The sequence below is a fragment of the Streptomyces smaragdinus genome (assembly GCF_009604385.1).
GTDB lineage: Bacteria > Actinomycetota > Actinomycetes > Streptomycetales > Streptomycetaceae > Streptomyces > Streptomyces smaragdinus.
The window spans coordinates 230,929-254,725 of sequence record NZ_WEGJ01000002.1; the positions used below are offsets into that span (position 1 = coordinate 230,929).

A 23,797-nucleotide genomic window follows, 5' to 3' on the forward strand; every position below is an offset into this window, starting at 1 on the left:
GATGTCGAGGGAGTTCCCATGAGGCCGAACATCCGTCCGCTGTCGTCCGTCGTCGTCGGCCTGCTCCTCACGGCCCTCGCCGTGATCGTGCCGGCCGGTGACGCCGTGGCCGCCGGAGCCGTCCGGGGCGGGGACACCCTGTACGGCGACGCGGGCACCGTGTGCCGCGTGGGCTTCAACGCCCGCGGCGGCACCGCCTCGTACGGGATCGTGCCCGGACACTGCGCGAGCGCCTCCAGCACCTGGTACGCCGACCCGAACCGGACCGTGCAGGTCGGCGTCACGGCCGGCTTCCGCTTCCCGCTCGACGACTTCGGCGTCGTGCGCTACACCAACCCGACGCTGTCGTACCCCGGCGAGGTCAACGCGGGTGGCCTCGGCGTCGTCGACATCACCGGGGCAGCCAACCCGGTGGTGGGCCAGTCGCTCTGCCACGTCGGAAAGCTCACCGGCATTCACTGTGGACTGGTGGTGTCCGTCAACGCCACCGTGTCCTACCCGGAGGGCACGGTCACCGGACTGTTCCGGTCCAACATCTGCTCGGACCCCGGGGACGCCGGCGGACCCGCCTTCTCCGGCACCACGGCCCTGGGCGTGATCGTCGGCGGCAGCAGCGGATCATGCGCCACGTACTACCAGCCGATCGTCGAGATCCTCGCCGCCTACGGGCTCACGATCTACTGACCGGCCCCAGGAACAGACCGCCGCTCGCGTCGATGACCTGCCCGGTGACCCAGCGCGCGGCGTCGGAGGCGAGGAAGGCGACCACGTCGGCGATGTCGTCGGGCCCGCCCAGCCGGTCGAGCGCCGTCATCGCGGTGATCTGCTCCGCCAGGCCCGGCACCTCGAAGACCGCGCCGTTGGCCGGCGTCCGGGTGGCTCCGGGAGCGACCGCGTTCACCGTGATCCCCCGGAGCCCGAGCTGGGCGGCGAGGGTCGTGCTCATCGTCTCGACGGCGGCCTTCGTCATGGCGAACGCCGTCTGCGCCGGGTTGGCCATCCGCGTGGCCACGGACGAGATGGTGACGATCCTGCCGCCGTCGCGCATCAGCGGCAGCGCGCGCTCGACGATGAAGTACGGCGCCCGCACGTTCACCGCGAAGAGACGGTCGAACTCCGCCCGGCTCGTCGCCCCGAGCGGACCGGTCGGTGCGGCCGCCGCGTTGTTGACGAGGATGTCGAGAGGCCGCCCCGCCAAAGCGGACTCGACCCCGGCGAACAGTGTCTCGACGTCGCCCTCGACGCCCAGTTCGGCTTGTACGGCCACGGCGGTCCCGCCCGCCCGGGCGATCCCCTCCACCGTTTCCGCCGCGCCGCTCTCGTCCGTACCGAAGTGCACGACGACCAGGGCGCCTTCGGCCGCGAGCCGGGCGGCGATCGCCTGCCCGATGCCCCGCGACGCGCCCGTCACCACAGCGGTCCTGCCGTTCGGATCCCCCATGTCACCCACCCTGTCTGTTAGTTACTAACATTGCGGTAGTGTATATCACATGAGTGCGAGACAACCGACCCTGCGGGAACGGCAGCGATCCCGGACCCGACAGGAGATCCAGACGCACGCGGTACGGCTGTTCACCGCCCGCGGCTACGACGCGGTGACGGTGAACGACGTCGCCCGGGCCGTCGGTGTCTCGGCGATGACCGTCTACCGGCACTTCCCCACCAAGGAGGACCTCGTCCTGACGGACCGCCCCGCCCTGCTGATCGCCGAGCGGGTGGCAGCCTCGACCGCGACCGACCCCCTGGTCCGCCGCGTCGGCGGCGCGCTCGTCGAAGCGGCCGGGGCCCTCACCGACGGGGACGAGGCGAGCAGGCGGTTCCTGCTGGACTGCCTGCGGCTCATGGTCTCCACGCCCGCGCTGCGGGCCCGGCACCTCGACAGCCAGTACGCCCTTCAGCAGACCGTCGTCGATGCCCTGGGCGGCGAAGCGGCCGACCCCGACGCGGAGTTCCGCGCCCGGGCCGCGATCAGCGCCTGTCTGGCCGCGACTCACACGGCGCTGACCCGCTGGGCCGAGGACGACGGGCGCAGCCGGCTCCCCGACCTGATCACCCGGGCCCTCACCGCGACGTTCGGCGACGGCGCCCTCTAGGACCGGGCCACCGCGTCCAGAATGCTGACCGGGGCGTCGGGACCGACGACCGTCTCCAGCCTCAGGTCCGCCCGGCGGAAGAGCTCCTCGAACTCCTCCCGGGTGCGCTGGCGGGCGCCCTCGGCCATCACCAGCATCTCCAGGTCCATCATGGTGGTGAGCCCGGGGGAGTTGAATGCCTCCGGGACCACGGCCTCGCACAGCAGGACGTGGCCGCCGTCGTTCATCGCGGCGCGGCAGTTGGCCAGGATCCGCACCGCCTCGTCGTCGCCCCAGTCGTGGATGATCTGCGACAGCACATAGGCGTCACCGCCCGCGGGGACCGACTCGAAGAAGTCGCCCCCGACGAGCTCGCACCGGTCCGCCACCCCCGCCTGCCGCAGCAGGGTCCCCGCCCCGCGGATCACCTCCGGCCGGTCGAACAGGATGCCGCGCGCCCCGGGAGTCCCCGGCAGGGTGACGGCCAGCAGGATGCCGTGACCGCCCGCCACGTCCACCACCGTGCCGAACCGGCCGAAGTCGTACGCCTGCACCGCCGGGAGCAACAGGACGCGGGCCGCCGACGTCATCGCCTCGCTGAACACCTCCCCGGCCTCGGGGTGCTCGCTGAAGTAGTTCCAGCCGTCGAAGAGCCGTACGAAAGCGGACTCGCCCGTACGCACGCACTCCTCCAGCTCCGTCCACGACCGCCGGTGCCACGGTGACGCGAACATGACGGCGATGCCGCGCAGGGACTCCGGCGTGTCGCGGCGCAGCAGACCGCCGAGCTCGGTGAGGGTGAAGCGGCGGCCGTCGGACTCCTCGACCACGCCCAGCCCGGACAGCGCGCGCAGCAGCCGGTAGAGGGCGTCCGGGTCCGCGTCGACGGCCGCGGCGACCTCGTCCGCGGTCCGGGGCCGGTCCCCGAGATGATCGGCCACGCCCAGGGAGGCCGCGACGCCGATCGCCTGCGTCGCCCAGGAGCCCGTGACGAGCCCCGTCATGCGTTCGATCAGGTCCGGGTTCACCATGGCTTCCTCAGGACTGTTCCCGGCGCGCCGCGGACTTGTCCGCCGGTGCACGGGATGCGGATCTGCGTGCACACCGTCGCACGCGTGCGGGGCGTCCGCATCCGCTGCTCGGGGTACCCGCACCCGGACGGAGTACGACGCCGCCCGGGATTTCACCGGGCGCGGCTGTCCCGGGTGTCCTCCATTTGCTCCGGAGGACGAGACGCAGGGGCCCGCACCGGTATGAAGTGAGGCATGCGGCACATGTAATCCTGGACCGGGAGATCGTTCCCGGGGCTGCCGGGGACCCGCCCGGCGCAGACCGGATACGTGAGGTGGAGCGGTGACCGAGGACGAGCGAGACGACGGCGGGGCCTGGGGCGACGAGGTCTACCAGCCCGGCGACCCCGACGGGCGCGAGGACGAAGGCATCCTGGACGAGGAGGACACCCTGTCCGGCCGGGGCGTCGACCCGTACGACGAGGGCTACTCCCCGCCCGAGCGTCCCCTGGGCGTGAACCGGGTGGGCGTCACCGGGTCCGAGCAGTACACGGGGGAGAGCCTGGACCAGCGGCTGTCCGAGGAAAACCCCGACCCCGCCCTGCAGCCGCCCGACGGCGACGACATCGGCGACTGGCGCGACGGCGCGGGCGAGCCCCTGGACGACGAGGTGGGCGGCGCCCGCTCCGGCCGCCTCGTGGCACCCGACGAGGGCGCCCACGAGGACGAGGAGAAGGACCTCCTGGCGTCGGACATCGGCATCGACGGCGGGGCGGCGTCTGCGGAGGAGGCCGCCATGCACGTGGTCGCCGACGACGACGGCCTGTACGAGTGACGGCGTCCCCGCGCGCCGCGGAGGGACGGGGCACATGCGCATCGATCTGACGGGCCGCACCGCGCTGGTCACCGGCTCCACCCAGGGCATCGGCGCCGCGATCGCCACCGGCCTGGCCCGCTCCGGCGCGCGGGTCGGCGTCAACGGGCGATCGGAGGACCGCGTCGCGGAGGCCGTCGCCCGGCTGGGCCGGGACGTGCCCGGCGCCGAGCTGGTGCCCGTCGTCGCCGACGTTGCCGGCGAGGAGGGCGCGCGGCGGGCGGTGGAACAGCTGCCCGACGTCGACATCCTCGTCAACAACCTCGGCATCTTCGGCGCCGCCGCGCCCCTGGACATCACCGACGCCGAATGGCGGCGCTACTTCGAGGTGAACGTCCTGGCCGGCATCCGCCTCACCCGCGCCTGCCTGCCGCGGATGACCGAACAGGGCTGGGGGCGCGTGCAGTTCATCGCCAGCGACTCGGCGATCGTCGTGCCGGCCGAGATGATCCACTACGGCATGTCCAAGACCGCGCTGCTGTCCGTGAGCCGCGGCTTCGCGAAACACGCCGCGGGCACCGGCGTCACGGTCAACTCGGTCCTCGCCGGCCCCACCCACACCGGCGGCGTCGAGGACTTCGTCTACGAACTCGTCTCCCGCGACCTGCCCTGGGACGAGGCCCAGCGCGCGTTCATGCGCGAACACCGCCCCCAGTCACTGCTGCAGCGCCTGATCGAACCGGAGGAGATCGCGAACATGGTGGTCTACCTCGCCTCCGACCAGGCCTCGGCGACCACCGGCGGAGCCCTGCGCGTCGACGGCGGATACGTGGACTCGATCATCCCCTGAGCCCGTGATCGCCCGTACGTGCGAGGATCACGCCGTGACCGATCTGCGCTTCCGCCTCGCCGGCGACACCGACCTCGCCACCCTCGTCCGGCTGCGGGACGAGGCCGCCGGCCGGCTGATCGCCCGGGGTATCACCGGCCAGTGGGAGCCCGGCCAGTTGGGCGAGGACCACTTCCGTACGGTCATGGCGCACGGCGAGGTCTGGCTCGCGGAGACCGCCGGACGGGTGGCCGGGGCGTGGGAGCTGTGGTGGCAGGACACCGACGCCTGGGGAACGCGGCCGCCGGACGCCGGATACGTGCACCGGCTGATGGTGGACCACGCCGGCGCCCGCCCGGGCACGGGGCGGGCCCTGCTGCGGGAGGCCGAACGCCGGGTCGCCGCCGCGGGACGGACGCTGGTACGGCTGGACTGCCTGGCCGGCAACGCCCGCCTGACCGCCTACTACCGGGACGCCGGCTACCGCGTCGTCGGTCACAGGGCGGGCAAGCCGCAACCGGGCGGTGCGCCCAAGTCGTTCACGCTGATGGAGAAGTCCTGCGCGGTCTCAGCCGGCTGAGGGCCGCCACTCCCGCCTGAGGAGCCCGAAGATCCACGAGTCGGACACGTCGCCGTTCACGACGCAGTCCTCGCGCAGCGTGCCCTCCTTCACGAACCCCATCTTCTCCAGGACCCGGGCCGATGCCGGATTACGGGTGTCCACCTCCGTCTGGACCCGGTTCAGGTCCAGCGTGTCGAACGCCCACCCCAGCAGGGCACGCGCTGCCTCCGTCGCGTAGCCGTGCCCCCACATGCCCTCCGCGAGGCAATACCCCATCGTCGCGCTGCGGTAGTCCGGGTTCCACCCGGTCACGGTGCACCAGCCGACGAACGCCCCGTCGGACACGCGCTCCATGGCCGTCCGCGTCCCGCTGCCGTCCTCCTCCATGCCCCGGCACCTGGCGATGAAGGTGTCGGCACGGGCCCGGTCGGTCCACGGCGGGGAGTCCCAGTACCGCATCACGTCGGGGTCGCTGTGCAGCGCGAACAGGGACTCGGCGTCGGAGTCGGCGAAGGGCCGCAGCCGCAGGCGGTCGGTGTGCAGGGTGGGGGTGGCAAGAGTCATGCGCCCATCCTGTGTGTTCCCGGGCCGGGGGAACACCGAATATTCGAGCTCAGCGCCCCGCGACCGCCACCGGCCGCGACCGCTCCGGCGGCGCGTCGTCCCCCGTACGCCACCAGCGGCGCGACGCCAGCGCCGCCAGGCCCGCGCCGGCCGCGTTGAGCAGGACGTCGTCCACCGACGACACCCGCTCCAGCCGCAGCGCGTACTGCGCGGTCTCGACCAGGACCGACAGACCCGCCCCGACGGCCACGACCCGCGGTACCGACGCCAGCGCCGCGAACCGCACCGGGGCGAGGGCCCCCAGCGCGGCGAACACCAGCAGATTGCCGCCGATCTGGACCGTCGCCGTCAGCGGCGTACTGGTGACGACCTCGAACAGATCCCGCAGCGGCACCAGGTTCACCAGGTCCCGGTCAGTGGCGGGCCGGTCGTCCGGCAGCATGATCATCCACACCCACGGCACCGTCCCGTACACAATGCCCACCTCGGCCAGCGACCGGCGCCACGCCCACATCGGCGCGGTCCCCGACGCACGGCGCCGGCGGGCCAGCGCCCACACCGCGAGCACGGCCAACGGCAGGACGGCCGCCGTGACGAGGACCACGCCGGTGAACGTACCGGCCCAGCCGTGCCACCCCTTGATCATGCCGCCTCCCTTTCCCTCACGGACGAGGAATCCACCGCCGGGCTGAACGGTTCCGTCCGCATCGGCCGGGGGCAGCCCTTAGCATCGGGTTTCATGATCGTATGGATCAACGGCACCCACGGCGCGGGCAAGACGACGACCAGCGCACTCGTGCAGCAACTCCTTCCGGGATCACGGGTGTTCGACGCCGAGAAGGTCGGCGAGACGCTCATGGACATCTCGCCCGGGCTGCCCGCCACGGACAACTTCCAGCACTGGCCGCCGTGGCGCCAACTCGTCGTCGAGACCGCCCACCGTGTCCTGGAGTACACCGGCGGCACCCTGGTGATGCCGATGACCGTCCTGGTCGAGGAGTACTGGCGTGAGATCAGCGCCGGCCTCGACCGCCACGCCATCCCGGTCCGCCACTTCGTCCTCCACGCCGACCAGGGCACCCTCCGCGCCCGGATCGAGAACGACGGCATCATGGGCCCCTCACCGTTCCGCCTCAAGTACCTCGAGCCCTACGCACAGGCGTCCCGCGCCTGGCTGCACGGCGAGGCGGAGGTCGTCGACACCACCCACCTCACACCCGGCCAGGCCGCCCGGCGGGTCGCCGAATCCGTACTCGCGGACTGACCACTCACCGCGGAAGCGTCCTCCCCAGCCGGGCGAGCGGTGACAGCGCCATCAGCGCCGGCGACAGCAGCATGCCGGCCGCCGCCACTCCCAGACCGGCACGCGTCCCCCACGTCCCGGCGAGGAACCCACCGAGCAGCGACCCCAGCGGAGTCAGCCCCATCCCGACGAAGGTGATCGTCGCGGCGGCCCTGCCCTGCATGCCCGGCGGGGTGACGGCCTGCCGGACGGCCATCACCGTGACGTTCACCAGCTGACCGCCCGCCCCGAACACGAAATTGACCACGAGCAGCACCGGCACGGTCACCGCCGGGGAGCCGTGCAGCGCGGGCAGCCACAGAAACACACCGTCCGCGACCAGCGCCGCCCACACCAGCACCCTGCCGTACCCGAACCGGCCCGGCAGCCGGCCGGCCAGCACCGAACCCACCAGCGCGCCCGGCCCGGTCGCCGCGAGCGCCAGCCCGACCACGGTCCCCGACAGCTGCAGATCCCGCGGCAGGAAAAGCAGATACACGGTCATCACGGCCGCGAACGAGAACTGAAAGGCGGCCGACGCCAGACACACCACCCGCAACGAGGCATTACCGGCGACGAACCGCAACCCCTCCAGGATCCGCCGCCACACCCGCCGCTCCACCCGCTCCGGTACGACCTCGCGACGGCCGATACGCCGGATCGACAGGAACGACACCACGAAGAACCCCGCACCAAAGGCGGCGGCGACAGGCGCCGACAACAACGACACCAGTGCCCCACCGAGCGCCGGCCCCCCGATCTGCGCCGCGGACCGACTGCCCTCGAGGGCACTGTTCCCCGGTATCAACTGCTCCCGCCGCACCAGCCGTACGAGCGACGCCTGATACGCCACGTCGAAGAACACGGACAACGCCCCCACGACGAAGGCCACCCCGAACACCACCGGCAGCCCCAGCCACCCGACCACCCCCGCACCGGCGGCAGCCCCCAGCACCACGGCCCGCCCGGCATCCGCCAGCACCATCACCGTCCGGGTCCGCCACCGGTCGACCCACGCCCCGACGAACAACGACAGCAACAGAATCGGCGCCTGCCCCACGGCCCGCAGCACACCCAACTGCCCGGCCCCCGCGTCGAGCACGAGGACGGCGAACAGCGGCAGCACCACCAGAGTCGTGTGCTCCCCGAGCTGGGAGACGGTCTGCCCCACCCAGAGCCTGCGGAAGTCACCGTCCCGCCACAGAGACGAAGCGGAAGACGCGGAGGAAGACGAAGGCACAGGTATCCCTTGAATCGCCGACAACGATGCCCACCGCCCATCGGCGGTTCAGGCAGCAGGAAGGACTCGTCGTGCCGCAACATCAAGGGCAGCACGCGATGACGGATACGCCGTCAGCGCGCGCCGGGAAGACCGACCACGTCTCAACTCCTCATGATTCACTCGCTGCCCGGACCCTAGCCCCCGTGTTCCTGCACGAACAGCGAATTTCCCCCACCCGGCGCGACCGCCCCCGCGCGCCTGCCGTACGTTTCCGGCCATGAATCCGAGCGCGCAATCCGCCCCGACAGAGCTGATCCGGCTGGCCGACGCCGTCCAGAGCGTGAGCGTCCGGCTGCGTTCGACCGAGCCGAGCCGTGAGGACGGGGGTGTCCGTTACTACGCTGCCGAGGTCGTTGTCACCAGTGGCTTCGTCAATGGAACCGTCTACCTCGGATTTGATTCCGAGGACGTCCTGGACTGGGGTCGGTTGCTGGACGCCGTCGAGGAAGTCGAGCAGGAGGGCGGCCTCACCGAGCCGTTCGCGGCGGACTGGCCCCGCTCGGGTGAAACCGCCTACCTCCGGCTCTTCATCGAGGACCCGTACGTCGTCGAAGTCCACGACGGCTTCAGCACGCAGATCGTCGTATCGATACCACTGATGCTGCGCGAGGACTGGATCGCCGAATCCAGACAACGCCTCGCCGAGGTCCGACGAGCCCTGGGATGACGACGGCCGCCCGGTCAGGCAGACCCGGCGGCCGTCGAGGGTGGGCGGGTCAGCCGTCGTTCTCCGCCGACGGGAGGAAGGCGCCCGGGACGTCCTCGGGTGCGTACAGCTTGTGCTCACCCGGGAACGGGACCGACCAGGCGTGGGACTCGTACCAGGTGAAGTGGTCCATCTGGGCCGGGTTGGCGTAGTCGGGGATGGCCTTCGGGCCGGTCAGGTGCTGCTTGGACTTCCACGTGTCCCACTGCGCCGCCAGGCCGCGCATGGACGGCGGGACCTTCGCCGTGGGGACCGCGGCCGCCGACGGGTTCTGCGGGGCCGGGGTGTCCACGCCGCACGGGGGCGGGGTGGCGAGACCGTCGGTCAGAGCCGTCCGGTTGGGCAGGGCGGTGAACGGGGTGAAGTCCGCGTCGCGGGTGAACGCGCCGCGCATGGGGCTCGCCGCGCTGTCCTTCTGGTTCATCGGGTGCAGGCCCAGGATCTGCTCGATCGTACGGATCACCGTGATCTGGGTGTAGTAGCGGCTGTCCACCACACCGTGCCGGGCGTACGGGCTGATGATCTGGATCGGCGCGCGGTGGCCGTCGACGTGGTCGAGACCGGCCTGCGAGTCGTCCTCCAGCACGAAGATCGCGGAGTTCTTCCAGTACGTGCTGTGGGAGATCTCGTCGATGATCCGTCCGGTGGCCAGATCGTTGTCGGCGACCTGCGCGGGTCCGTTCGCCGGGCCGCCGGTGTGGTCGCTGGAGAGCCAGAACATGTTGAGGTTCGCCGGGCCGTTGGCCCGGAAGTGGCGCTTCCAGATCTCCGACCGGTAGATGTCGGGCACGCTGGTGTCGAACTTCGCCACGCCGTGCACCGACACGTCGTTCAGCGACGGGATCGGCGAGGTGGAGACCAGCGGGTACGCGGTCTCGGCGCCGGTCGAGCGCATGTTCAGCGTGTCGCAGTACAGGTTCTGCCAGCTCGCGCCGGCCGGCTTGGTGAGGAACTGCTGGAACTCGCCGAAGTTCAGCACGGACTTGCCGCGCTCCTGCGCCCGGGTCCAGATGAAGCCGGTGCGCTGGTGGCCCAGCGCGTCGTCCTCGGTGTCGTAGCTGCGCATGTACTCACCGGCGGTGGATTCGGTGTACTCCGGGTTGTCGGCCTGCATCAGCCAGTTGTGGCCCTCGGCCGAGTTGGTGCCGATGTCGTACGTGTTGTCGTAGAGCCCGAACTGCTCGGCGAGGGCGTGCTGGTTGGGGGTGACGTTCTCGCCGAACTGGGCCAGTGAGGGATCGCCGTTGCCCTGGGGCATGTCGCCGAAGACCTGGTCGTAGGTGCGGTTCTCCTTGACGATCAGGAACACGTACTTGATCGGTGAGGGGTCGCCCAGCCGCTGCGGGACGGGCTCGGGGGCGCGGGCCTTGCCGCCGGCCTTCGTCACCGAGCCGGAGGTCCAGCCGTTCTGGTGGAAGACCTCGGCCGTCTGCGAGCGGATCGTCCGGTCGCCCGGCAGGGTGAAGCGCTGCACGCTGGAGGTGGTGTCGTGGGTGCCGTGTGCGCCGCTGGTGTTGGGGCGGCGGGCGTCGATGCCGCGGGTGTTGGAGACGTACACGGTGTCGCCGACGGTGGTGATCTCCGCGGGGAAGTAGTCCGTGGGCAGCAGGCCGACGTAGCTGACCGGCTCCTGCGGGGACGTGTAGCGGTAGACGGCGACGGCGTTGGCGCGGCCGAGGGTGACGAGCAGGCGGCCGTCGTCGGTGAGGGTGACGGCGTTGGGCTCGTAGCCGACCGAGGCCTCGGGCCAGGGCTGGGTGGCGATCGTCTGGACGACCTTGTCGCGGGCGGTGTCGATGACCGAGACGTCGTTGGTGGCCGTGTTGGTGACGAACAGCGTGCCGCCCTTGGCGTACAGGGCGGTGGGGTGCAGGCCGACGTCGATGCTGCCCACGGCGGCGTCCGGGGCGGCGAGGTCGATGACGCTGACGGTGCCGGTGGTGGTGGCCGCGGTGACCTGGTCGGCCGGGACCTGGGTGCCGTAGGAGTTGATGGTGGGGTCGCCCGCGTGGGCCTTGCGGCCGCCCTCGTTGCTGACGTACAGCTTGCCGCCGACGACGGCCAGGTCGCGCGGGGCGTTGCCGACCGCCCAGCTGCGGGTGACGGTGCCGCTGGCGGTGTCGATGGCCACGACGCGGTTCTGGCCGTTGACGGCCGCGTACGCGGTGGCGCCGTCGGCGGAGAACACCGGCTGGGCGACCAGGGCGCGCTTGGAGCCGTCCGCCGCGATGGTGACGGTCTTCGGGGCGGTGACGGTGCCGTCGGGGCCGACGGTGAACCGGGTGAAGCCGTCGGGCTGGCCCAGCCACAGCTGGGTGCCGTCGGGGGAGTACGTGGGGCCTTCCTGGCCCACGTTGTTGTTCGCCAGGCGCGGGGTGGAGGAGGCGGCGGAGCTCACCAGCTGCTGCACCCGCCAGCCGTCGAGGTCCACGATGGCCAGGGCCTGTCCGCCGTCGGTGAGTGACGCGGCGAGGTGGGTGCCGTCGGGGCTGACCTCGGACGACATGATCTTGCCGTTGTCGATGACGAGGCGTTCGCCGTACGGGTCGAGGTACTGGTCGGCGGAGACGACCAGGCCGCGGTCGGTGGTCTCGCCGACCTGGTCGGTGCCGAACTGGACGGTCTGGGCCAGTGCGGTGCTGGTGGCGATCAGTGCCAGGGCGCTGACGCCCGCGGCCAGCAGGGTGGCGGGGTTGCGGAGCGAGAGGAGCTTCGGTCGGGGGTTTCGCCTGCGGCGCGTGACCTGCATGCGGTCATCCCTTCGACGTGGGGTACGGCAGTTCGACGTTGCCGTCGAACTGCCACAGCGGATTGGGGGTGTCGCCGTGGGGGGTGTGTACGAGGAAGTAGCCGTTCACCTCCTTGGGTCCGTCGCCGTCGGCCATGAAGCGGCCGTCGGGGGTGATGTCGAGCTGGTAGATGGCGGTGCCGGTCGCCTCGAGGCCGGGGAGGTGCCAGGTGACGACGCAGCGCCAGTCGTTGCCGGGGCCCTGACCGCCGGTGCGGTCGGCTCCCTTGGTGCATGCGGCCGAGGCCCTGAGCTGGGCCTCGGTGACGGCGGGGCGGTGGAGCTGCCGGGTCTGCTGGACGTACAGGTGGGCGAAGGCGGTGGTGACGGAGGCCTCGACCTTGGTCTGCTCGATGCCGGATCCGGAGGCCGGGGTCGTGGCGGCGACGACGGCGACCGTGGCGGCGAGCAGTCCGCCGAGCGGCAGGACGCCGGTCAGTACGGCGCGCCGGGGTGAGCCGTCGGCGACGGCGTTGGTGAAGTCGCGTCGTACGAACAGGGCGGACGCCAGCGCGGTGGCGGTGACGGCCCAGACCAGGGAGACCGCGACGCCGATCAGCAGCGGCTCCAGCTGGGCGGGGTCGGCGAAGAGGCCGTTCCAGGAGATGAAGGCGTAGCCGGGCAGGGCCAGTCGTACGGTCACGGGCATCGGCAGCATCTGGGCGATCTGCATGACGAGGGCGACGAGTACGGGGACGAGCAGGCCCATGGGGGAGCGGCCCAGGGCCACCGAGCCGAGCAGGCCGACGGCGGCCAGCGCCAGCGTCGGAGCCAGAACGCACAGCCAGGCGAGCAGCACCCGGCCCGCCGCGTCGCCGGGGGCGAGGAGATGGCCGTCGAGGCCGACCAGCGGCCGGTTGCCGGCGAACGCCAGCCCGCCTGCGATGCCGGACGCCGCGAGCCCGGTCACCAGCAGCAGGATGACCGTCAGGGACGCCAGGGCCTTGGCGGCGAAGATACGGCGCGGGGAGCGGACGGCGACCAGCAGATGGCGCCAGGTGCCCAGCCGGTCCTCGGCGGCGAAGACGTCCCCGGCGACGACGGAGGTGAGCAGGGGCAGCGCCCACATGCCGGCGAAGCCCAGGACGACCAGGGGGCCGGCCCAGCCGGTGGCGTGCATCCAGCGGCCGAAGAGGGTGTCGACGGGCAGCGAACTCTGTTGGCTGACACCGGCGACGAAGAGTGCCGGGGCGATCCAGCAGGCGAGGACCAGGAGCCGGATCCGCCACTGGGAGAGGAGTTTGACCAGTTCGAAGCGGTAGACGCGGCGGACCGGGACCGCGCGGGCCTCGGCGGCGGGGACAGCGGTGGCGGGGGTGAGGGTCGCGGTCACCGGGCGGCCTCCTGCTGGTCGGTGAGCTCGAGGAACGCCGCCTCCAGCGGGGATACGACGGGAGTGAGTTCACGTACCGCGATGCCGCCCTGTACGAGCGCGGTGACCAGGGTGTCGAGGGCGGGGGTGAGGGCCCGGACGATCAGGAGCCCGGTGCCGGCGACGACGCGGACGCCCGGGGTGTCGGCGGCCAGCCGGCGGGCGGCGTCGGGGTCGGAGGTGCCGAGGCGGTAGTCCAGTTCGCGGTTCTCGGCGGCGAGTTTGGCCAGAGGGCCGGAGAAGACGACGCGGCCGGTGGCCAGGATGGTGACCTCGGAGCACAGGGCCTCGACGTCGTCCATCCGGTGGCTGGAGAGCACCACGGCGGTCCCGTTGCGGGCGAGTTCGGTCAGGACGCGGTGGACCTGCCGTTTGCCCGACGGGTCCAGGCCGTTGGCCGGTTCGTCCAGGACCAGCAGCCGGGGCCGGGCGAGCAGGGCGGCGGCGAGACCCAGGCGCTGGCGCATGCCCAGGGAGAAGCCGCGGGTGCGGTCGTCGGCGACCTGGATGAGGCCGACCCGTTCCAGTACGTCGTCGATGCCGGGAGCGCCGGGGTCGGGGCCGCGTAACGCGGTGAGGGCGGCGAGGTTCTGCCGGGCGGTCAGCGACGGGTAGAGGCCGGGTCCGTCGACGAAGCCGGCCACGCCGGCGGGTGCCCGGCCCTGCGGGGCACCGAGGATCTCGAGCCGGCCGCTGTCCGCGGCGGCCAGGCCCAGGAGCAGGCCCAGCAGGGTGGTCTTGCCGGCGCCGTTGGGGCCGACGAGACCGTGGATCCGGCCCTCGGCGACGTCCAGATCGACGCCGTCGAGGGCGATGACGTCACCGAAGCACTTGGTGATGGTGCGCGCTCTAACTGCCATGGGCATGACCATGAGTCGCCTTCCGTCTGCCAGCGAAAGACCCTAGATGTACTGGGCAGTTGCTTGGGGGAAGGTAGTTGAAACACCAGGGGAACGGGAGGTGTCGTGTGACATCCATTCGTTTCCGGTCAGGCCGTCGCGAGCGCCTCGGTCGGGGTGAGCCGTGCCGCGGCGCAGGGCGTACCCGGTGGTCGCCAGGAACCCGGTGATGCCGCCGAGGAGCAACGATTCGCGGCGAGGGCGCGACGGAGGCCGATCCACGGCGGGACGGCCGAACCCGCAGCACCCCGGGCAGCGGCTCGATCTTCGTCCTGCGCCTGCCCCGCTGAGCGGTCAGCGCAGCTTGCGGAAGCCCGGCGCGCAGGTCGTGGATCCAGGCGTCCGGGTTCTCGTACGGGCCGAAGTGGCCGCCCTTCTCGTGGGCGTTCACGTCGCGGATGTCGCCGTAGAACCGGGCGCCGCCGGCCCGGAAGAGCGCGACGCGTTCCTCGGGGGTGTCGGCGCCGGGGGAGGGGTCGCCGACCAGGAAGGTGAAGCTGGCGGGGGCCTGGACGTAGGGCTGGATGTCGTTGACCGGCCGGGCGGGGTAGAGGCCGGCGTTCTTGTAGGCGCGGATGGACGAGCCGATGGATTCGGTGGCCCAGTAGATGGTGGCGAAGGTCAGGATGTCTTCGGCGGGCCAGCCGGCCTCGAAGTCGGCGTTGCGGTCGCTCCACGTCTTCCAGCGCTTGAGGACCCAGGCCAGGGTGCCGGCGGGGGAGTCGTTCAGGCCGTGCGCGAGGGTCTGGCCGTCCAGCAGATGGGCGGCCACGTGGGAGACGTAGATCTTGTCGCGCCGGAGGATCCTGGCCCGTTCCGCCGCGGGGAGGTCCTCGGTGCGCCGGCCGCCCCGACGCCGAACCGCTCGTATCCGAGGACGTCGGTCATCAGGGTGTGGAAGCGGTCCGCCATGCTCACGTAGTTCTCCCTCGGGTTCTTCAGCGGCGTGGAGAAGCCGAAGCCGGGCAGGGAGGGCACGACGACGTCGAAGGCGTCGGCGGGGTGGCCGCCGTGGGCGGCGGGGTCGGTGAGGGGGCCGACGACCTTGTGCCAGAAGTGGTGGTTCCAGGGCCAGCCGTGCATCAGGAGCAGGGGGATCGGGGCCGGGCCGCGGCCCTTCTCGTGGACGAAGTGGACCGGTGTGCCGTCGACGTCCAGTCGGTGCTGGCGGAAGGCGTTGAGGCGGTCCTCGGCGGCGCGCCAGTCGAAGCCGAAGGCCCAGTACTCGACCAGGGGCCGCAGAGAGGAGGTGCTCAGTCCGTAGGTCTCGTCCTCGTTCTCCGGGTCGGGCGCGAAGCGGGTGGCCTTGAGGCGGGCCCGCAGATCGTCGAGGACGTGCTGGGGGATGTGGATGCGGAACGGTTCGAGGGCGCTCACGGGTGTGTCCTTCTCGGGGGAAGTGCTTTTATGGACTGCGTGGTCCAGGATGCATCCGCGAGAATGGACCGTCAAGTCCACTGTTCGGCTCCGGTTAGTGGACTGAAAAGTCCAGAATGTGAGAAGATGGGTGTCATGAACAGAGGTATGACGGCCAAGGGCCTGGCCACGCGACAGCGCATCGTGGTCGCCGCCGCCCATCTGATCCGGGACAAGGGCGCGGCGGAGACGACCCTCGACGACGTGCGTGCCGCGACGTCGACGAGCAAGAGCCAGCTGTTCCACTACTTCCCCGAGGGTCGCTCCGACCTGCTGGTCGCCGTGGCCCGCCACGAGGCCGAGCAGGTCCTCCAGGCGCAGCAGCCCCATCTGGACGACCTGACGACCTGGGACTCCTGGCAGGCCTGGCGCCGGGCGGTCGTCCGCCACTACGCCGAGCTGGGGGAGCGCTGCCCCATGGGGAGCCTCACGTCGGAACTCGGCAAGTCCTCCCCCGAGGCACGGACGGTGGTCGCGGAACTCTTCACGACCTGGGAGGCGGCACTGCTGCATGGCACGCAGGCGATGCTCGGCGACAAGGAGGCGGCGGTCGACCGCGCCAGGAGCGTCCTGGCGGCGGTCCAGGGCGGCGTGGCACTGCTGCGCAGCACGGGGCGGGTCGAATACCTGGAGACCGCGCTGACGGCCGCGATCGATCCGATGGAGCCCGGCCGCGAGAGGTGAGTGCGTCGCGACCGATCGCGGGCAACTCGGGCGGAACGAGTTGAGATGCTCGGCTCATGGTGGAGCGGGCAGCCGCCGCTCCGCCCGGAACCGACGGCCCTACCGGTTCCGCCGGGAAGCCGTCACCACCTCAGCATCGCCGCCATGGTTCACGCGGCGTGCCGGTAGGACGGGTAATCGATGAACCCCGCATCGCCCCCGGCGTAGTACGTGTCCGAATCCGCCTCCGCCAGCGGAACCCCCAGACGGAGCCTCTCGACGAGATCGGGGTTGGCCAGAAAAGCCCGGCCGAAGCTCACCAGATCGGCGCCCAGGGCGAGCCAGCGGTCGGCGGACTCACGGTCGGTCGGCCGCGGGCCGAAGGCGGCGTCGCCCCGGGCGAGCCAGGAGCTCGGGTTGACGATCACGGTGCCGTCCCAGCGCTTGCGCAGGTCCAGCATGACGGCCTCGTCGGTCGTCGCCTCGAGGTGGATGTACGCCATGCCGAGACGGTCGAGCTCGGTGAGCAACGCGGCGTACAGCTCCGGATGATCGGGCTCGGCGACGTCCCACAGGCCCGCGCCGGGGGAGAGGCGGATGCCGACACGGTCCGCGCCCACGGCGTCGGCGGTCGCCTCGACCGCCTCGACGGCGAAGCGGATCCGGTTGGCGACCGTGCCGCCGTAGCGGTCCTCGCGCAGATTGGCGTTGGTCGACAGGAACTGGCTGATCAGATAGCCGTTGGCGCCGTGCAGCTCGACCCCGTCGAAGCCGGCGTCGAGGGCGCGGACGGCCGCCTCCGCGTACGAGCGAGCCTGCCCGGCGACCTCCCCCGTCTCGAGCGCGCGCGGAACCGGCGCGGGCCGCGGGCCGGCCGGGGTGAAGACGCCGGCGGGGACGGCGACGGCGGAGGGGGCGACGGGCCGCAGGCCGGTGGTCGACTCGTGTCCGACCCGGCCGCCGTGCATGAGCTGGGCGATGATCCGGCCGCCGTTGATGTGGACGGCGTCGGTCACCTGGCGCCAGGAGGCGGCCTCCGCATCGGTGCGCAGGCCGGCCGTGTTGGGATTGGAGGTGCCGACGCGGTTCGGGGCGATGCCGTCGGAGATCAGCAGGCCGGCGGTGGCGCGCTGGGCGAAGTACGTCGCCATCGACGGTGTCGCCAGGCCGTCGGCGGTGCCGCGGGCTCGGGTCATGGGGGCCATCACGATCCGGTTGGGGAGGGCGAGCGCGCCGAGCTGGTGGCGGTCGAAGAGGCTGGTCACGGTGGTTCTCCTCGGGTGGTTTCCGGTACGGGCGGTTCACCACGTACGCTAAAACCTGACATTGACGTCAGAGGCAAGTCTGTGTGCCGGGGATCACTGCGGAGGGCCGGATGCGCATCGGGGAACTCGCGAAGCGAGCGGGCGTGAGCACGCGATCGCTGCGCTACTACGAGGAGCAGGGGCTGCTGTCCGCCGAGCGCAGCCCCTCCGGGCAGCGCCACTACCCCGACGACGCCGTCGAGCGGGTGATCTTCCTCCAGCGCTGCTACGCCGCGGGCCTTTCCAGCCGGACGATCATCGAGATGCTGCCGTGCGTCGAGTCCCCGAGCACCAGCACCGCGGACGGCGCGTTCGACCGGATGATCAGCGAGCGCGAGCGGCTCAACACCCATATCAAGGATCTCCTCGCCACCCGCGACGCGCTCGACGGGCTCATCGCGGCCAACCGCCGCCACCGCGAGGCGCAGGCACTGGTTTCCTGAGCCCGGCTCCGCCGGAGCGTGATCCACACTCGTTCGCTCACTGCCCCCGGCGTCGTGGCCGAGCGGGGGAGGGGGCATCATGCCGGGCATGGATCATCAGGGGCGGTTCCGCCGCGCGGCGCTTGAGCTGGGCGTACCGGACGACGAGATCAGCAGGTTCAGCGAGCATCTCCGTTTGTCGATCGGCCTGTACGGGGCTGCCGGAGGTTCGCCGGTCGGGCAGGTCGGCGGGCTGCCCCGGCTGCCGGTGGGCATGGACTGGCCCTCCGCCGAGGGCATGCCGTTGCCGTTCGTCTTCTCCGTCGACTGCGCGGTGCTGCCGAGACCCGACGGCTTCGACCTTCCGGCGGACGGGACGCTGCTCTTCTTCCTCGATCACGAGGAGGACTACGAGGACGATACCGGGAGGTACGCGCGAGTCGTGTACGTACCGGACGGCACCGAGACCGCGGTCGCGGAATCCTCCGGCCCCGAGTTCGTCGAAGAGCGGTACGACGTCGGTGCCGGACTCGTTGCCCGTCTGCCCTCCTGGTTCGGGACCGACGAAGACGACGAGGAAGAGGACTGGGACGACCTGTCGCCGTTCCAGCAGGAGTTGGCCCTCGGCCTGAAGCAGGACATACCGCACCTGGACGAACTCCGCGCTCTGGCCCACGACCTCTGGTCGGGCGACGGGCGGCTCGCCAGCGCCTACATCGGCGGGCACGTCGACGACGAGGTGATCACGAACATCGCGGAACAGGTCCTCGCGGGACGCGAGAAGGCCGGCGAGATCGCCGTACCCAGCGGGAAGTGGTACTCCCACGTGGAGAAGGAGAAGCACTGGCTGGCGACCGAGTGGACGACACTGGCCAGTTTTCCCACGGCCAGTGACGTCTTCTACGGGAGCTTCGTGATCCGGTGCGACGACCTGGCCGCCGCCCGGGTGGACAAGGCGCTTCCCCTGACCGAGTTCACCGAGTAGACCGGGCGACTGGCTCCGCTGACGAGACGTCACCCGAGATGCTCCCCTCAGGAGCACGTCTCATGCGCCGGTGACTCCGTCGATCTGCTCGCGAATGAGATCAGCATGACCGTTGTGACGTGCGTACTCCTCGATCATGTGCACCATGATCCAGCGGAGGGAGACCTCCGGATCGCCGACGAACCCGGCCTCCTGCTCGGACAGCCGGCCGGAATCGCCCAGCAACGCGTCGGCGATCAGCTCACGACCCCGGGCGATCTCGGTCTGCCAGACGGCCGTCGCCTCGTCGAGTCCTCGGTCCGGTCGGAGCGCGTAGCCGTCGACGTTGTCTTCCCCGAAGACCGGTGGTACGTCCTGACCGGGAAACCTCCGGCGGGGGTGACTTCGTGACCGATGACGACGTGATGATCGTGGGAGCCGGTGTTCTGGGCAGTTCGATCGCCTGTGCGCTGGCCCGTGCCGAGCCGGAGCTGCGGATCGTGCTGTCGGGGCGGCGCGGGCCGGGTGCCTCGCAGGCGGCCGGTGCGATGCTCGGGGTGCTGGGCGAGGTCACGGCGGCCGGTGCGGGGACCCGGCACGGCGAGTTACGCCTGGGCATGGCTGTGGAGGCCGCGGCCCGCTGGCCGTCCTGGCGTGAGGCCGTACGGGAGTCGGCCGGTGCCGCGGCACCTGACGACGGGTTCGGGGCGGGTACGTACATCCTGCTCAACGCGGTGTCCGGGCCGGCGGACGAGGCAGCGCTCGAGGCCATCGGCGCGGCTGGATCCCGTTACGGGCTGCCCGTCGAGGAGGCGACCGCGTCCGACATCCCCTCGTACCGGCCTCTCGACAACGACAGAGCGCTCCGAGCCCTCCTCCTGCCGCAGGAACGCTTCCTGGACGCACGGCAATGGCTGCGAACCCTCGAAGCGGCCTTACGGGCGCTGCCGAACGCGAGCCAGGCCAGGCAGGCCGCCACGGTCCGGCGCAGTTTCGGGGGGAGGGCTTCGAGCACCCGCCGACGCGAGATGTACCGCAGGGGTGCTGGTAGTCACTCATGGCACAACCTTTCGGCGGCAACCGAGAATCCGTAGCTTCGGTCACGCCGCCTCCGGCCGGGTCGACGCGTCTCAGGAGTCGACTACGGCGGCCACCGCCTCGATCTCGACGAGCTGGTCCTTGTAGCCCAGCACGGTGACGCCCATCAGGGTGCTGGGGACATCGTGATCGGCGAACGAGTCCCGGACCACCTTCCAGGCCGTGCCCAGATCCTCCTGCTGGGTCGATGCGACCAGCACTCTCGTACTGATGACGTCCTGGAGCGAGGCGCCGGCGGCGGCGAGAGCGATCCGCATGTTCTCGACGGCTTTCCGGGCCTGGCCCGCGTAGTCCCCGATCGCCGCCGTCGAGCCGTCGTCGTTGAGCGGACACGCCCCGGCGAGGAAGATCAGGCGGGAGTCGGCGGGTGCCGTGGCCGCGTAGGCGTACTCGGCGACGTCGGACAGGGAGTCGGAGCGGATCAGGGTGATGGCGCGAGCCACGGTCGTCGGGGTCCTTCCCATCGGGTACGGGCGCGGGACATCCTGCCAACGACTCGCCGGTGCCCGCCTTCCGTTTTCCGCCGGAGCCCACGGCAATGGTGATCGTGCTGTGCCGAGGGCAGCGCCGTCACCCTCCGCACCGACAGCCTGACCGGTTCCCGGCGGTGACACCCTGGAGCACCGCGACGGCGCCGTCGACCGGTACTTCGCGGCGACCGTCGTGCGGTGCGCCCGTCCCGAAGGGGGTCCTGGCAGGACCTGGGAAGACGGGGGCTCTGCCACATCCGGCGGGCGCCGAGCAGTGTGTTCGTATGAGACGGCGCCGCCCGGCGGCGCCCTGAACCGAAGGGATGATCCCATGGATCTCTCCGGACGCACCGTCCTCGTCGTCGGCGGAACCTCGGGTATCGGGCGGGAACTGGCCCGGCGGTTCGCCGCGGCGGGCAGCACCGTCGCCGTCGGCGGCCGCAGCCCGCAGGCGCTCGCGGAGCTCGCCGCAGAAGGCTTCGGCACGATCAGCGTCGACGTCACCGACAGCGCCTCCGTCGCCACCGCCCGTGACGCCGTGCTCGCCCGCTACCCCGAGCTGGACACCGTGGTCACGATGTCGGGCGTCATGCTCCTGGAGGACCTGCGCGATCCCGCGCACTTCGACACGGCGGCAGCGACGATCGACACCAACCTCCTCGGCACCATCCGCGTCATCGACGCCTTCACCCCGCATCTGGTGGGGCGGGGCGCCGGCACCTTCATCACCGTCACCTCCGGCATCGCGTTCCTGCCCTTCCCGCCCATGCCCAGCTACGCCGCCTCGAAGGCCGCGGTCCACGCCTATTCCGAGGCACTGCGCGCGCAGCTCGACGGCACCGGTGTCGACGTCGTCGAACTCGTCCCCCCGGCCGTCGCCACGGCGGGGCAGGAGAAGGTGAACCCGCACGCGCTGCCGCTCGACGACTTCGCCACCGAGGTCACGCAGCTGCTCGCGCAGGACCCCACCCCGCACGAGATCCTCGTGAAGGGCGTCCTCATGCACCGCTGGGCCGAACGCGACGGTACGTACGACGACCTCGTCGCCCAGCGCTCCCGGGCCCTGGCCATGCTTCCCGGACGCCAGGGCTGACGGGCCTGCGGTCCGGGGGACCGCCCTGCGTACGGGCAGTCCCCCGGGTGTCCGACCCGGTGGGGGCCGGGCTGTCGTGGGGTGCGATCAGGGGGCGAGCACGACCGTCTTGCCGGGCAGACGCCCGTCGGCGGCGTGGCGGCAAGTTCGGTCACCGGACGCGCTCGGCCACGTGGACGTGGAGCTTCCCGGAGTCCACCTTGGCGGCCAGCTCGGTCAGCTGGGCCACGTCGCTGCGGACCCACAGGTTCGCGCCGCGTACCCCGCGGGCGGGGCCCCGGGGATCGCGCCGCCGCCGTCGGCGACGTAACGGGTCAGCAGCGCGAGCTCCTCCGGGGAGTGGCGCACATGGTTCACCACGAGGACGGATGGAGCACGTCGGTGTCGAGGTGCTCAGGTCAGCTGCAGCGACCGGGTCGAGTTGCCCATCACCATGCGGTCGATGGCGCTCACGGCGCTGCCGGGGTCGTCGGCGGCGCCGACGGCGCACAGCAGTGGGAGGAGATGGACAGAGGCTGAGCGCCGCCCCGGTTCCCGCCCCTCCCGCCCGGTCGCGGCGGACCGAGCCGGGGCTCTTTCCGGAGGGAGGGGGGAGATGGAGGTCGTCAGGTTCACGCCATTTTTGGCGGGCCACCGATCCGGAGGTGATCGCTCCGCGACCTCGGGATACGCATTCCCGATCACCCGGAACCCCGGGGTCGATTCCTGGCCCCGACTCGACATGTTTCATTGCCATTTCACCCGCGTCACGGTAACGCTGGGAGCGCTCCCATCGTCATCTCCACAACGAACGGAGTCCCCCCACATGCGCAAGACACGAACCTCCCGGACGGCTTTCCGCCGCCCGATCCAGGTGATCCTCATGCTGCTCGCCGTAGTGACCGGCGCGCTCTTCTCCACCGGCACCGCCCAGGCCCACGGCACCGTCGTCGGCCCCGCCACCCGCGCGTACCAGTGCTGGAAGACCTGGGGCAACGACCACCTGAACCCGATCATGCAGACCCAGGACCCCATGTGCTGGCAGGCCTTCCAGGCCAACCCCAACACCATGTGGAACTGGATGAGCATGCTCCAGGACGGCCTCGGCGGCCAGTTCGAGCAGCGGATCCCCAACGGCAAGCTCTGCAGCAACAACCACCCGAACTTCGAGAGCCTCAACCGGCCCGGCGCGTGGAGGATGACCACGGTCGGCAACAACTTCTCGATCCACCTGTACGACCAGGCGTCCCACGGGGCGGACTTCTTCCGGGTGTACGTGAGCAAGCAGGGCTTCAACCCCAAGACCCAGGCGCTCGGCTGGGGCGATCTCGACTTCATCACGCAGACCGGCCGCTACGCCCCGGCGAACGACATCACGTTCCCGGTCTCGACCTCCGGCTACTCCGGACACCACATCGTCTTCACCATCTGGCAGGCCTCCCATCTCGACCAGGCCTACCTGATGTGCAGCGACGTGAACTTCGGCTGACCTGAGACCGACCCGGGCGGGCGGCTTTCCGGCCGCCCGCCCGGTGATGCCGACCGGCCCGACCTCGGCACCCGGATGACGATGTCGCTGCCGCGTGCGAGAGTCGGCGCATGCTTGAGATCACGGTGACGACGGAGAACGGCGAGCGGCATGTCCGGGTGTCCGCCGAGGAACTGGCCGGGCTGGTCCGGCGGATCGGCGGGCCGGGCGACGCGTTCCTGGTGCTCGAGCGGATTCCGGACCTGCCCGACGTCTTCGCTCAGGTCCTGAGCGATCCCGGCGGCTACACCCTGGAGCACCGCGCCGGCGCCGCCGACCGTCACTTCGCGGCGACCGTGGACGACGCGGACACCGTGATCGCCGTGCTGGAGGGCTGGGCCCGCCGGACGCCCGGCTGGGACGCCGGCCCGGAGTGGTCGCCGCTGTACGGACGCCGCGGCGGGTCCCGGGTTCGCGCTCTGGTGCAGCGGCTCCGACGGCTCCGCTGACATCGCTCCCCCCGAGGGGCCGCGGCTCCCGGGGCTGACGAGGCGGGCAGGGTGCCAGTTACCGGGATCCGCTCTTGGCCTGAGCCAATCACTGTCGAGATATTGACGTATGCATGACACATCCTTTACTACGAAGTGACGGACCGTCACACGCTGGTCCCGTGAACCGCAGCCCCACTACCCAAACCTCCCCCTGGAGGAGCGCTGTGCTCATCCCAACCCCCCACCCTC

At 71.2% G+C, this 23,797-nt stretch carries 26 protein-coding genes and 2 pseudogenes; 14 read left to right on the top strand and 14 right to left on the bottom strand.

All coding sequences use genetic code 11. The features are described from left to right. Nucleotides 1–18: 18 nt before the first annotated feature. The gene (locus SRB5_RS04525) at nt 19–684 is read left to right on the top strand and encodes a S1 family peptidase (RefSeq protein ID WP_153450121.1); all 666 of its coding nucleotides are present in this window, start codon (nt 19–21) and stop codon (nt 682–684) included. On the opposite strand, the gene SRB5_RS04530 is transcribed toward SRB5_RS04525, so the two are convergent. Further along, a complete protein-coding gene (locus tag SRB5_RS04530; RefSeq protein WP_153450122.1) occupies nt 671–1,441 on the bottom strand; it encodes an SDR family oxidoreductase in 771 nt (256 codons plus the stop codon). The two genes, SRB5_RS04525 and SRB5_RS04530, sit on opposite strands and share 14 nt — an antisense overlap. 49 nt (nt 1,442–1,490) lie before the next feature. On the opposite strand from SRB5_RS04530, the gene SRB5_RS04535 reads away from it, so the two are divergent. After that, nucleotides 1,491–2,093, top strand: a complete 603-nt coding sequence (locus tag SRB5_RS04535; protein ID WP_153450123.1) for a TetR/AcrR family transcriptional regulator — start codon at nt 1,491–1,493, stop codon at nt 2,091–2,093. On the opposite strand, the gene SRB5_RS04540 is transcribed toward SRB5_RS04535, so the two are convergent. Further along, the gene (locus SRB5_RS04540) at nt 2,090–3,103 is read right to left on the bottom strand and encodes a methyltransferase (protein WP_153450124.1); all 1,014 of its coding nucleotides are present in this window, start codon (nt 3,101–3,103) and stop codon (nt 2,090–2,092) included. The genes SRB5_RS04535 and SRB5_RS04540 overlap by 4 nt on opposite strands. A gap of 322 nt (nt 3,104–3,425) precedes the next feature. On the opposite strand from SRB5_RS04540, the gene SRB5_RS04545 reads away from it, so the two are divergent. From SRB5_RS04545 to SRB5_RS04555, 3 genes are read left to right on the top strand one after another with little or no spacing between them, the layout of a single operon-like run. Beyond that, nucleotides 3,426–3,917: a DUF5709 domain-containing protein gene (locus SRB5_RS04545; RefSeq protein WP_323377031.1), complete on the top strand. Its 492-nt coding sequence runs from the start codon at nt 3,426–3,428 to the stop codon at nt 3,915–3,917. Between the two features lie 34 nt (nt 3,918–3,951). Further along, the gene (locus tag SRB5_RS04550) at nt 3,952–4,746 is read left to right on the top strand and encodes an SDR family NAD(P)-dependent oxidoreductase (RefSeq protein ID WP_153450125.1); all 795 of its coding nucleotides are present in this window, start codon (nt 3,952–3,954) and stop codon (nt 4,744–4,746) included. Between the two features lie 34 nt (nt 4,747–4,780). After that, complete coding sequence (locus tag SRB5_RS04555) at nt 4,781–5,305, top strand: GNAT family N-acetyltransferase (RefSeq protein WP_323377033.1); 525 nt, start codon at nt 4,781–4,783, stop codon at nt 5,303–5,305. On the opposite strand, the gene SRB5_RS04560 is transcribed toward SRB5_RS04555, so the two are convergent. Together SRB5_RS04560 and SRB5_RS04565 are read right to left on the bottom strand one after the other, a co-directional pair. After that, on the bottom strand, nt 5,294–5,851 hold the full coding sequence (locus SRB5_RS04560; RefSeq protein WP_153450126.1) for a GNAT family N-acetyltransferase: 558 nt from the start codon (nt 5,849–5,851) through the stop codon (nt 5,294–5,296). The genes SRB5_RS04555 and SRB5_RS04560 overlap by 12 nt on opposite strands. A gap of 49 nt (nt 5,852–5,900) precedes the next feature. Next, nucleotides 5,901–6,497, bottom strand: coding sequence for a VanZ family protein (locus SRB5_RS04565; protein WP_153450127.1), 597 nt, complete (start codon nt 6,495–6,497; stop codon nt 5,901–5,903). A 93-nt stretch (nt 6,498–6,590) separates the two neighbouring features. On the opposite strand from SRB5_RS04565, the gene SRB5_RS04570 reads away from it, so the two are divergent. Next, a complete protein-coding gene (locus SRB5_RS04570; RefSeq protein WP_153450128.1) occupies nt 6,591–7,115 on the top strand; it encodes an AAA family ATPase in 525 nt (174 codons plus the stop codon). 4 nt (nt 7,116–7,119) lie between these two features. Here SRB5_RS04570 and SRB5_RS04575 read toward each other — a convergent pair whose 3' ends face one another. Then, nucleotides 7,120–8,373, bottom strand: coding sequence for an MFS transporter (locus SRB5_RS04575; protein ID WP_323377035.1), 1,254 nt, complete (start codon nt 8,371–8,373; stop codon nt 7,120–7,122). A 259-nt stretch (nt 8,374–8,632) separates the two neighbouring features. Between SRB5_RS04575 and SRB5_RS04580 the strand changes: the two genes are divergently transcribed. Beyond that, entirely contained in the window at nt 8,633–9,082 is a 450-nt protein-coding gene (locus SRB5_RS04580; protein ID WP_153450129.1) for a DUF5959 family protein, read from the top strand. A gap of 49 nt (nt 9,083–9,131) precedes the next feature. On the opposite strand, the gene SRB5_RS04585 is transcribed toward SRB5_RS04580, so the two are convergent. From SRB5_RS04585 to SRB5_RS37390, 5 genes are read right to left on the bottom strand one after another with little or no spacing between them, the layout of a single operon-like run. After that, on the bottom strand, nt 9,132–11,870 hold the full coding sequence (locus SRB5_RS04585) for an alkaline phosphatase family protein (RefSeq protein WP_153450130.1): 2,739 nt from the start codon (nt 11,868–11,870) through the stop codon (nt 9,132–9,134). 4 nt (nt 11,871–11,874) lie between these two features. After that, complete coding sequence (locus SRB5_RS04590) at nt 11,875–13,242, bottom strand: ABC transporter permease (protein ID WP_323377037.1); 1,368 nt, start codon at nt 13,240–13,242, stop codon at nt 11,875–11,877. Next, a complete protein-coding gene (locus SRB5_RS04595) occupies nt 13,239–14,141 on the bottom strand; it encodes an ABC transporter ATP-binding protein (protein ID WP_407703875.1) in 903 nt (300 codons plus the stop codon). The genes SRB5_RS04590 and SRB5_RS04595 overlap by 4 nt, the downstream gene beginning before the upstream one ends. Beyond that, on the bottom strand, nt 14,131–14,952 hold the full coding sequence (locus SRB5_RS37385; RefSeq protein WP_323377039.1) for a hypothetical protein: 822 nt from the start codon (nt 14,950–14,952) through the stop codon (nt 14,131–14,133). The genes SRB5_RS04595 and SRB5_RS37385 overlap by 11 nt, the downstream gene beginning before the upstream one ends. Continuing rightward, nucleotides 14,907–15,557 carry an epoxide hydrolase family protein gene (locus tag SRB5_RS37390; RefSeq protein ID WP_323377040.1) on the bottom strand — a complete coding sequence of 217 codons (651 nt, stop codon included), beginning with the start codon at nt 15,555–15,557 and terminating at the stop codon, nt 14,907–14,909. The genes SRB5_RS37385 and SRB5_RS37390 overlap by 46 nt, the downstream gene beginning before the upstream one ends. 135 nt (nt 15,558–15,692) lie before the next feature. Between SRB5_RS37390 and SRB5_RS04605 the strand changes: the two genes are divergently transcribed. Beyond that, on the top strand, nt 15,693–16,280 hold the full coding sequence (locus tag SRB5_RS04605; RefSeq protein ID WP_228389778.1) for a TetR/AcrR family transcriptional regulator: 588 nt from the start codon (nt 15,693–15,695) through the stop codon (nt 16,278–16,280). Nucleotides 16,281–16,429: 149 nt separating this feature from the next. On the opposite strand, the gene SRB5_RS04610 is transcribed toward SRB5_RS04605, so the two are convergent. Beyond that, nucleotides 16,430–17,524 (bottom strand): alkene reductase, encoded by a 1,095-nt coding sequence (locus SRB5_RS04610; RefSeq protein WP_323377042.1) that lies wholly within the window; start codon nt 17,522–17,524, stop codon nt 16,430–16,432. Nucleotides 17,525–17,634: 110 nt separating this feature from the next. Here SRB5_RS04610 and SRB5_RS04615 point away from each other — a divergent pair, with 110 nt between their 5' ends. Both SRB5_RS04615 and SRB5_RS04620 read left to right on the top strand, forming a co-directional pair. Beyond that, on the top strand, nt 17,635–18,006 hold the full coding sequence (locus tag SRB5_RS04615; protein WP_153450132.1) for a MerR family transcriptional regulator: 372 nt from the start codon (nt 17,635–17,637) through the stop codon (nt 18,004–18,006). Between the two features lie 88 nt (nt 18,007–18,094). Next, complete coding sequence (locus SRB5_RS04620; RefSeq protein WP_153450133.1) at nt 18,095–18,970, top strand: DUF1963 domain-containing protein; 876 nt, start codon at nt 18,095–18,097, stop codon at nt 18,968–18,970. 60 nt (nt 18,971–19,030) lie between these two features. On the opposite strand, the pseudogene SRB5_RS04625 reads toward SRB5_RS04620, so the two are convergent. Further along, nucleotides 19,031–19,282, bottom strand: a pseudogene (locus SRB5_RS04625) (mycothiol transferase); the annotation flags it as partial. Nucleotides 19,283–19,356: 74 nt separating this feature from the next. Here SRB5_RS04625 and SRB5_RS04630 point away from each other — a divergent pair. Next, on the top strand, nt 19,357–20,043 hold the full coding sequence (locus SRB5_RS04630) for an FAD-dependent oxidoreductase (RefSeq protein ID WP_153450134.1): 687 nt from the start codon (nt 19,357–19,359) through the stop codon (nt 20,041–20,043). Between the two features lie 36 nt (nt 20,044–20,079). On the opposite strand, the gene SRB5_RS04635 is transcribed toward SRB5_RS04630, so the two are convergent. Beyond that, nucleotides 20,080–20,490, bottom strand: coding sequence for a RidA family protein (locus SRB5_RS04635; protein WP_323377044.1), 411 nt, complete (start codon nt 20,488–20,490; stop codon nt 20,080–20,082). Between the two features lie 358 nt (nt 20,491–20,848). Here SRB5_RS04635 and SRB5_RS04640 point away from each other — a divergent pair, with 358 nt between their 5' ends. Then, complete coding sequence (locus SRB5_RS04640; protein ID WP_153450136.1) at nt 20,849–21,610, top strand: SDR family oxidoreductase; 762 nt, start codon at nt 20,849–20,851, stop codon at nt 21,608–21,610. 393 nt (nt 21,611–22,003) lie between these two features. Here SRB5_RS04640 and SRB5_RS36240 read toward each other — a convergent pair whose 3' ends face one another. Beyond that, entirely contained in the window at nt 22,004–22,225 is a 222-nt protein-coding gene (locus tag SRB5_RS36240) for a hypothetical protein (RefSeq protein ID WP_228389779.1), read from the bottom strand. A gap of 247 nt (nt 22,226–22,472) precedes the next feature. Between SRB5_RS36240 and SRB5_RS04655 the strand changes: the two genes are divergently transcribed. Next, nucleotides 22,473–23,078, top strand: coding sequence for a lytic polysaccharide monooxygenase auxiliary activity family 9 protein (locus tag SRB5_RS04655; protein WP_153450395.1), 606 nt, complete (start codon nt 22,473–22,475; stop codon nt 23,076–23,078). Nucleotides 23,079–23,188: 110 nt separating this feature from the next. Next, nucleotides 23,189–23,503 (top strand): annotated as a pseudogene (locus SRB5_RS04660) (DUF6891 domain-containing protein); the annotation flags it as partial. Between the last annotated feature and the right edge of the window lie 294 nt (nt 23,504–23,797).

Excerpts from the sequence above, each read along its gene's own strand:
- SRB5_RS04570 (WP_153450128.1), top strand. The coding sequence starts at position 6,591 with ATGATCGTATGGATCAACGGCACCCACGGCGCGGGCAAGACGACGACC.
- SRB5_RS04655 (WP_153450395.1), top strand. The coding sequence starts at position 22,473 with ATGCTGCTCGCCGTAGTGACCGGCGCGCTCTTCTCCACCGGCACCGCC.
- SRB5_RS04580 (WP_153450129.1), top strand. The coding sequence starts at position 8,633 with ATGAATCCGAGCGCGCAATCCGCCCCGACAGAGCTGATCCGGCTGGCC.
- SRB5_RS04550 (WP_153450125.1), top strand. The coding sequence starts at position 3,952 with ATGCGCATCGATCTGACGGGCCGCACCGCGCTGGTCACCGGCTCCACC.
- SRB5_RS04615 (WP_153450132.1), top strand. The coding sequence starts at position 17,635 with ATGCGCATCGGGGAACTCGCGAAGCGAGCGGGCGTGAGCACGCGATCG.
- SRB5_RS04560 (WP_153450126.1), bottom strand. The coding sequence starts at position 5,851 with ATGACTCTTGCCACCCCCACCCTGCACACCGACCGCCTGCGGCTGCGG.
- SRB5_RS04530 (WP_153450122.1), bottom strand. The coding sequence starts at position 1,441 with ATGGGGGATCCGAACGGCAGGACCGCTGTGGTGACGGGCGCGTCGCGG.
- SRB5_RS04540 (WP_153450124.1), bottom strand. The coding sequence starts at position 3,103 with ATGGTGAACCCGGACCTGATCGAACGCATGACGGGGCTCGTCACGGGC.
- SRB5_RS04595 (WP_407703875.1), bottom strand. The coding sequence starts at position 14,141 with ATGGCAGTTAGAGCGCGCACCATCACCAAGTGCTTCGGTGACGTCATC.
- SRB5_RS04585 (WP_153450130.1), bottom strand. The coding sequence starts at position 11,870 with ATGCAGGTCACGCGCCGCAGGCGAAACCCCCGACCGAAGCTCCTCTCG.
- SRB5_RS04565 (WP_153450127.1), bottom strand. The coding sequence starts at position 6,497 with ATGATCAAGGGGTGGCACGGCTGGGCCGGTACGTTCACCGGCGTGGTC.
- SRB5_RS04640 (WP_153450136.1), top strand. The coding sequence starts at position 20,849 with ATGGATCTCTCCGGACGCACCGTCCTCGTCGTCGGCGGAACCTCGGGT.
- SRB5_RS04525 (WP_153450121.1), top strand. The coding sequence starts at position 19 with ATGAGGCCGAACATCCGTCCGCTGTCGTCCGTCGTCGTCGGCCTGCTC.
- SRB5_RS04535 (WP_153450123.1), top strand. The coding sequence starts at position 1,491 with ATGAGTGCGAGACAACCGACCCTGCGGGAACGGCAGCGATCCCGGACC.
- SRB5_RS04620 (WP_153450133.1), top strand. The coding sequence starts at position 18,095 with ATGGATCATCAGGGGCGGTTCCGCCGCGCGGCGCTTGAGCTGGGCGTA.
- SRB5_RS04605 (WP_228389778.1), top strand. The coding sequence starts at position 15,693 with ATGAACAGAGGTATGACGGCCAAGGGCCTGGCCACGCGACAGCGCATC.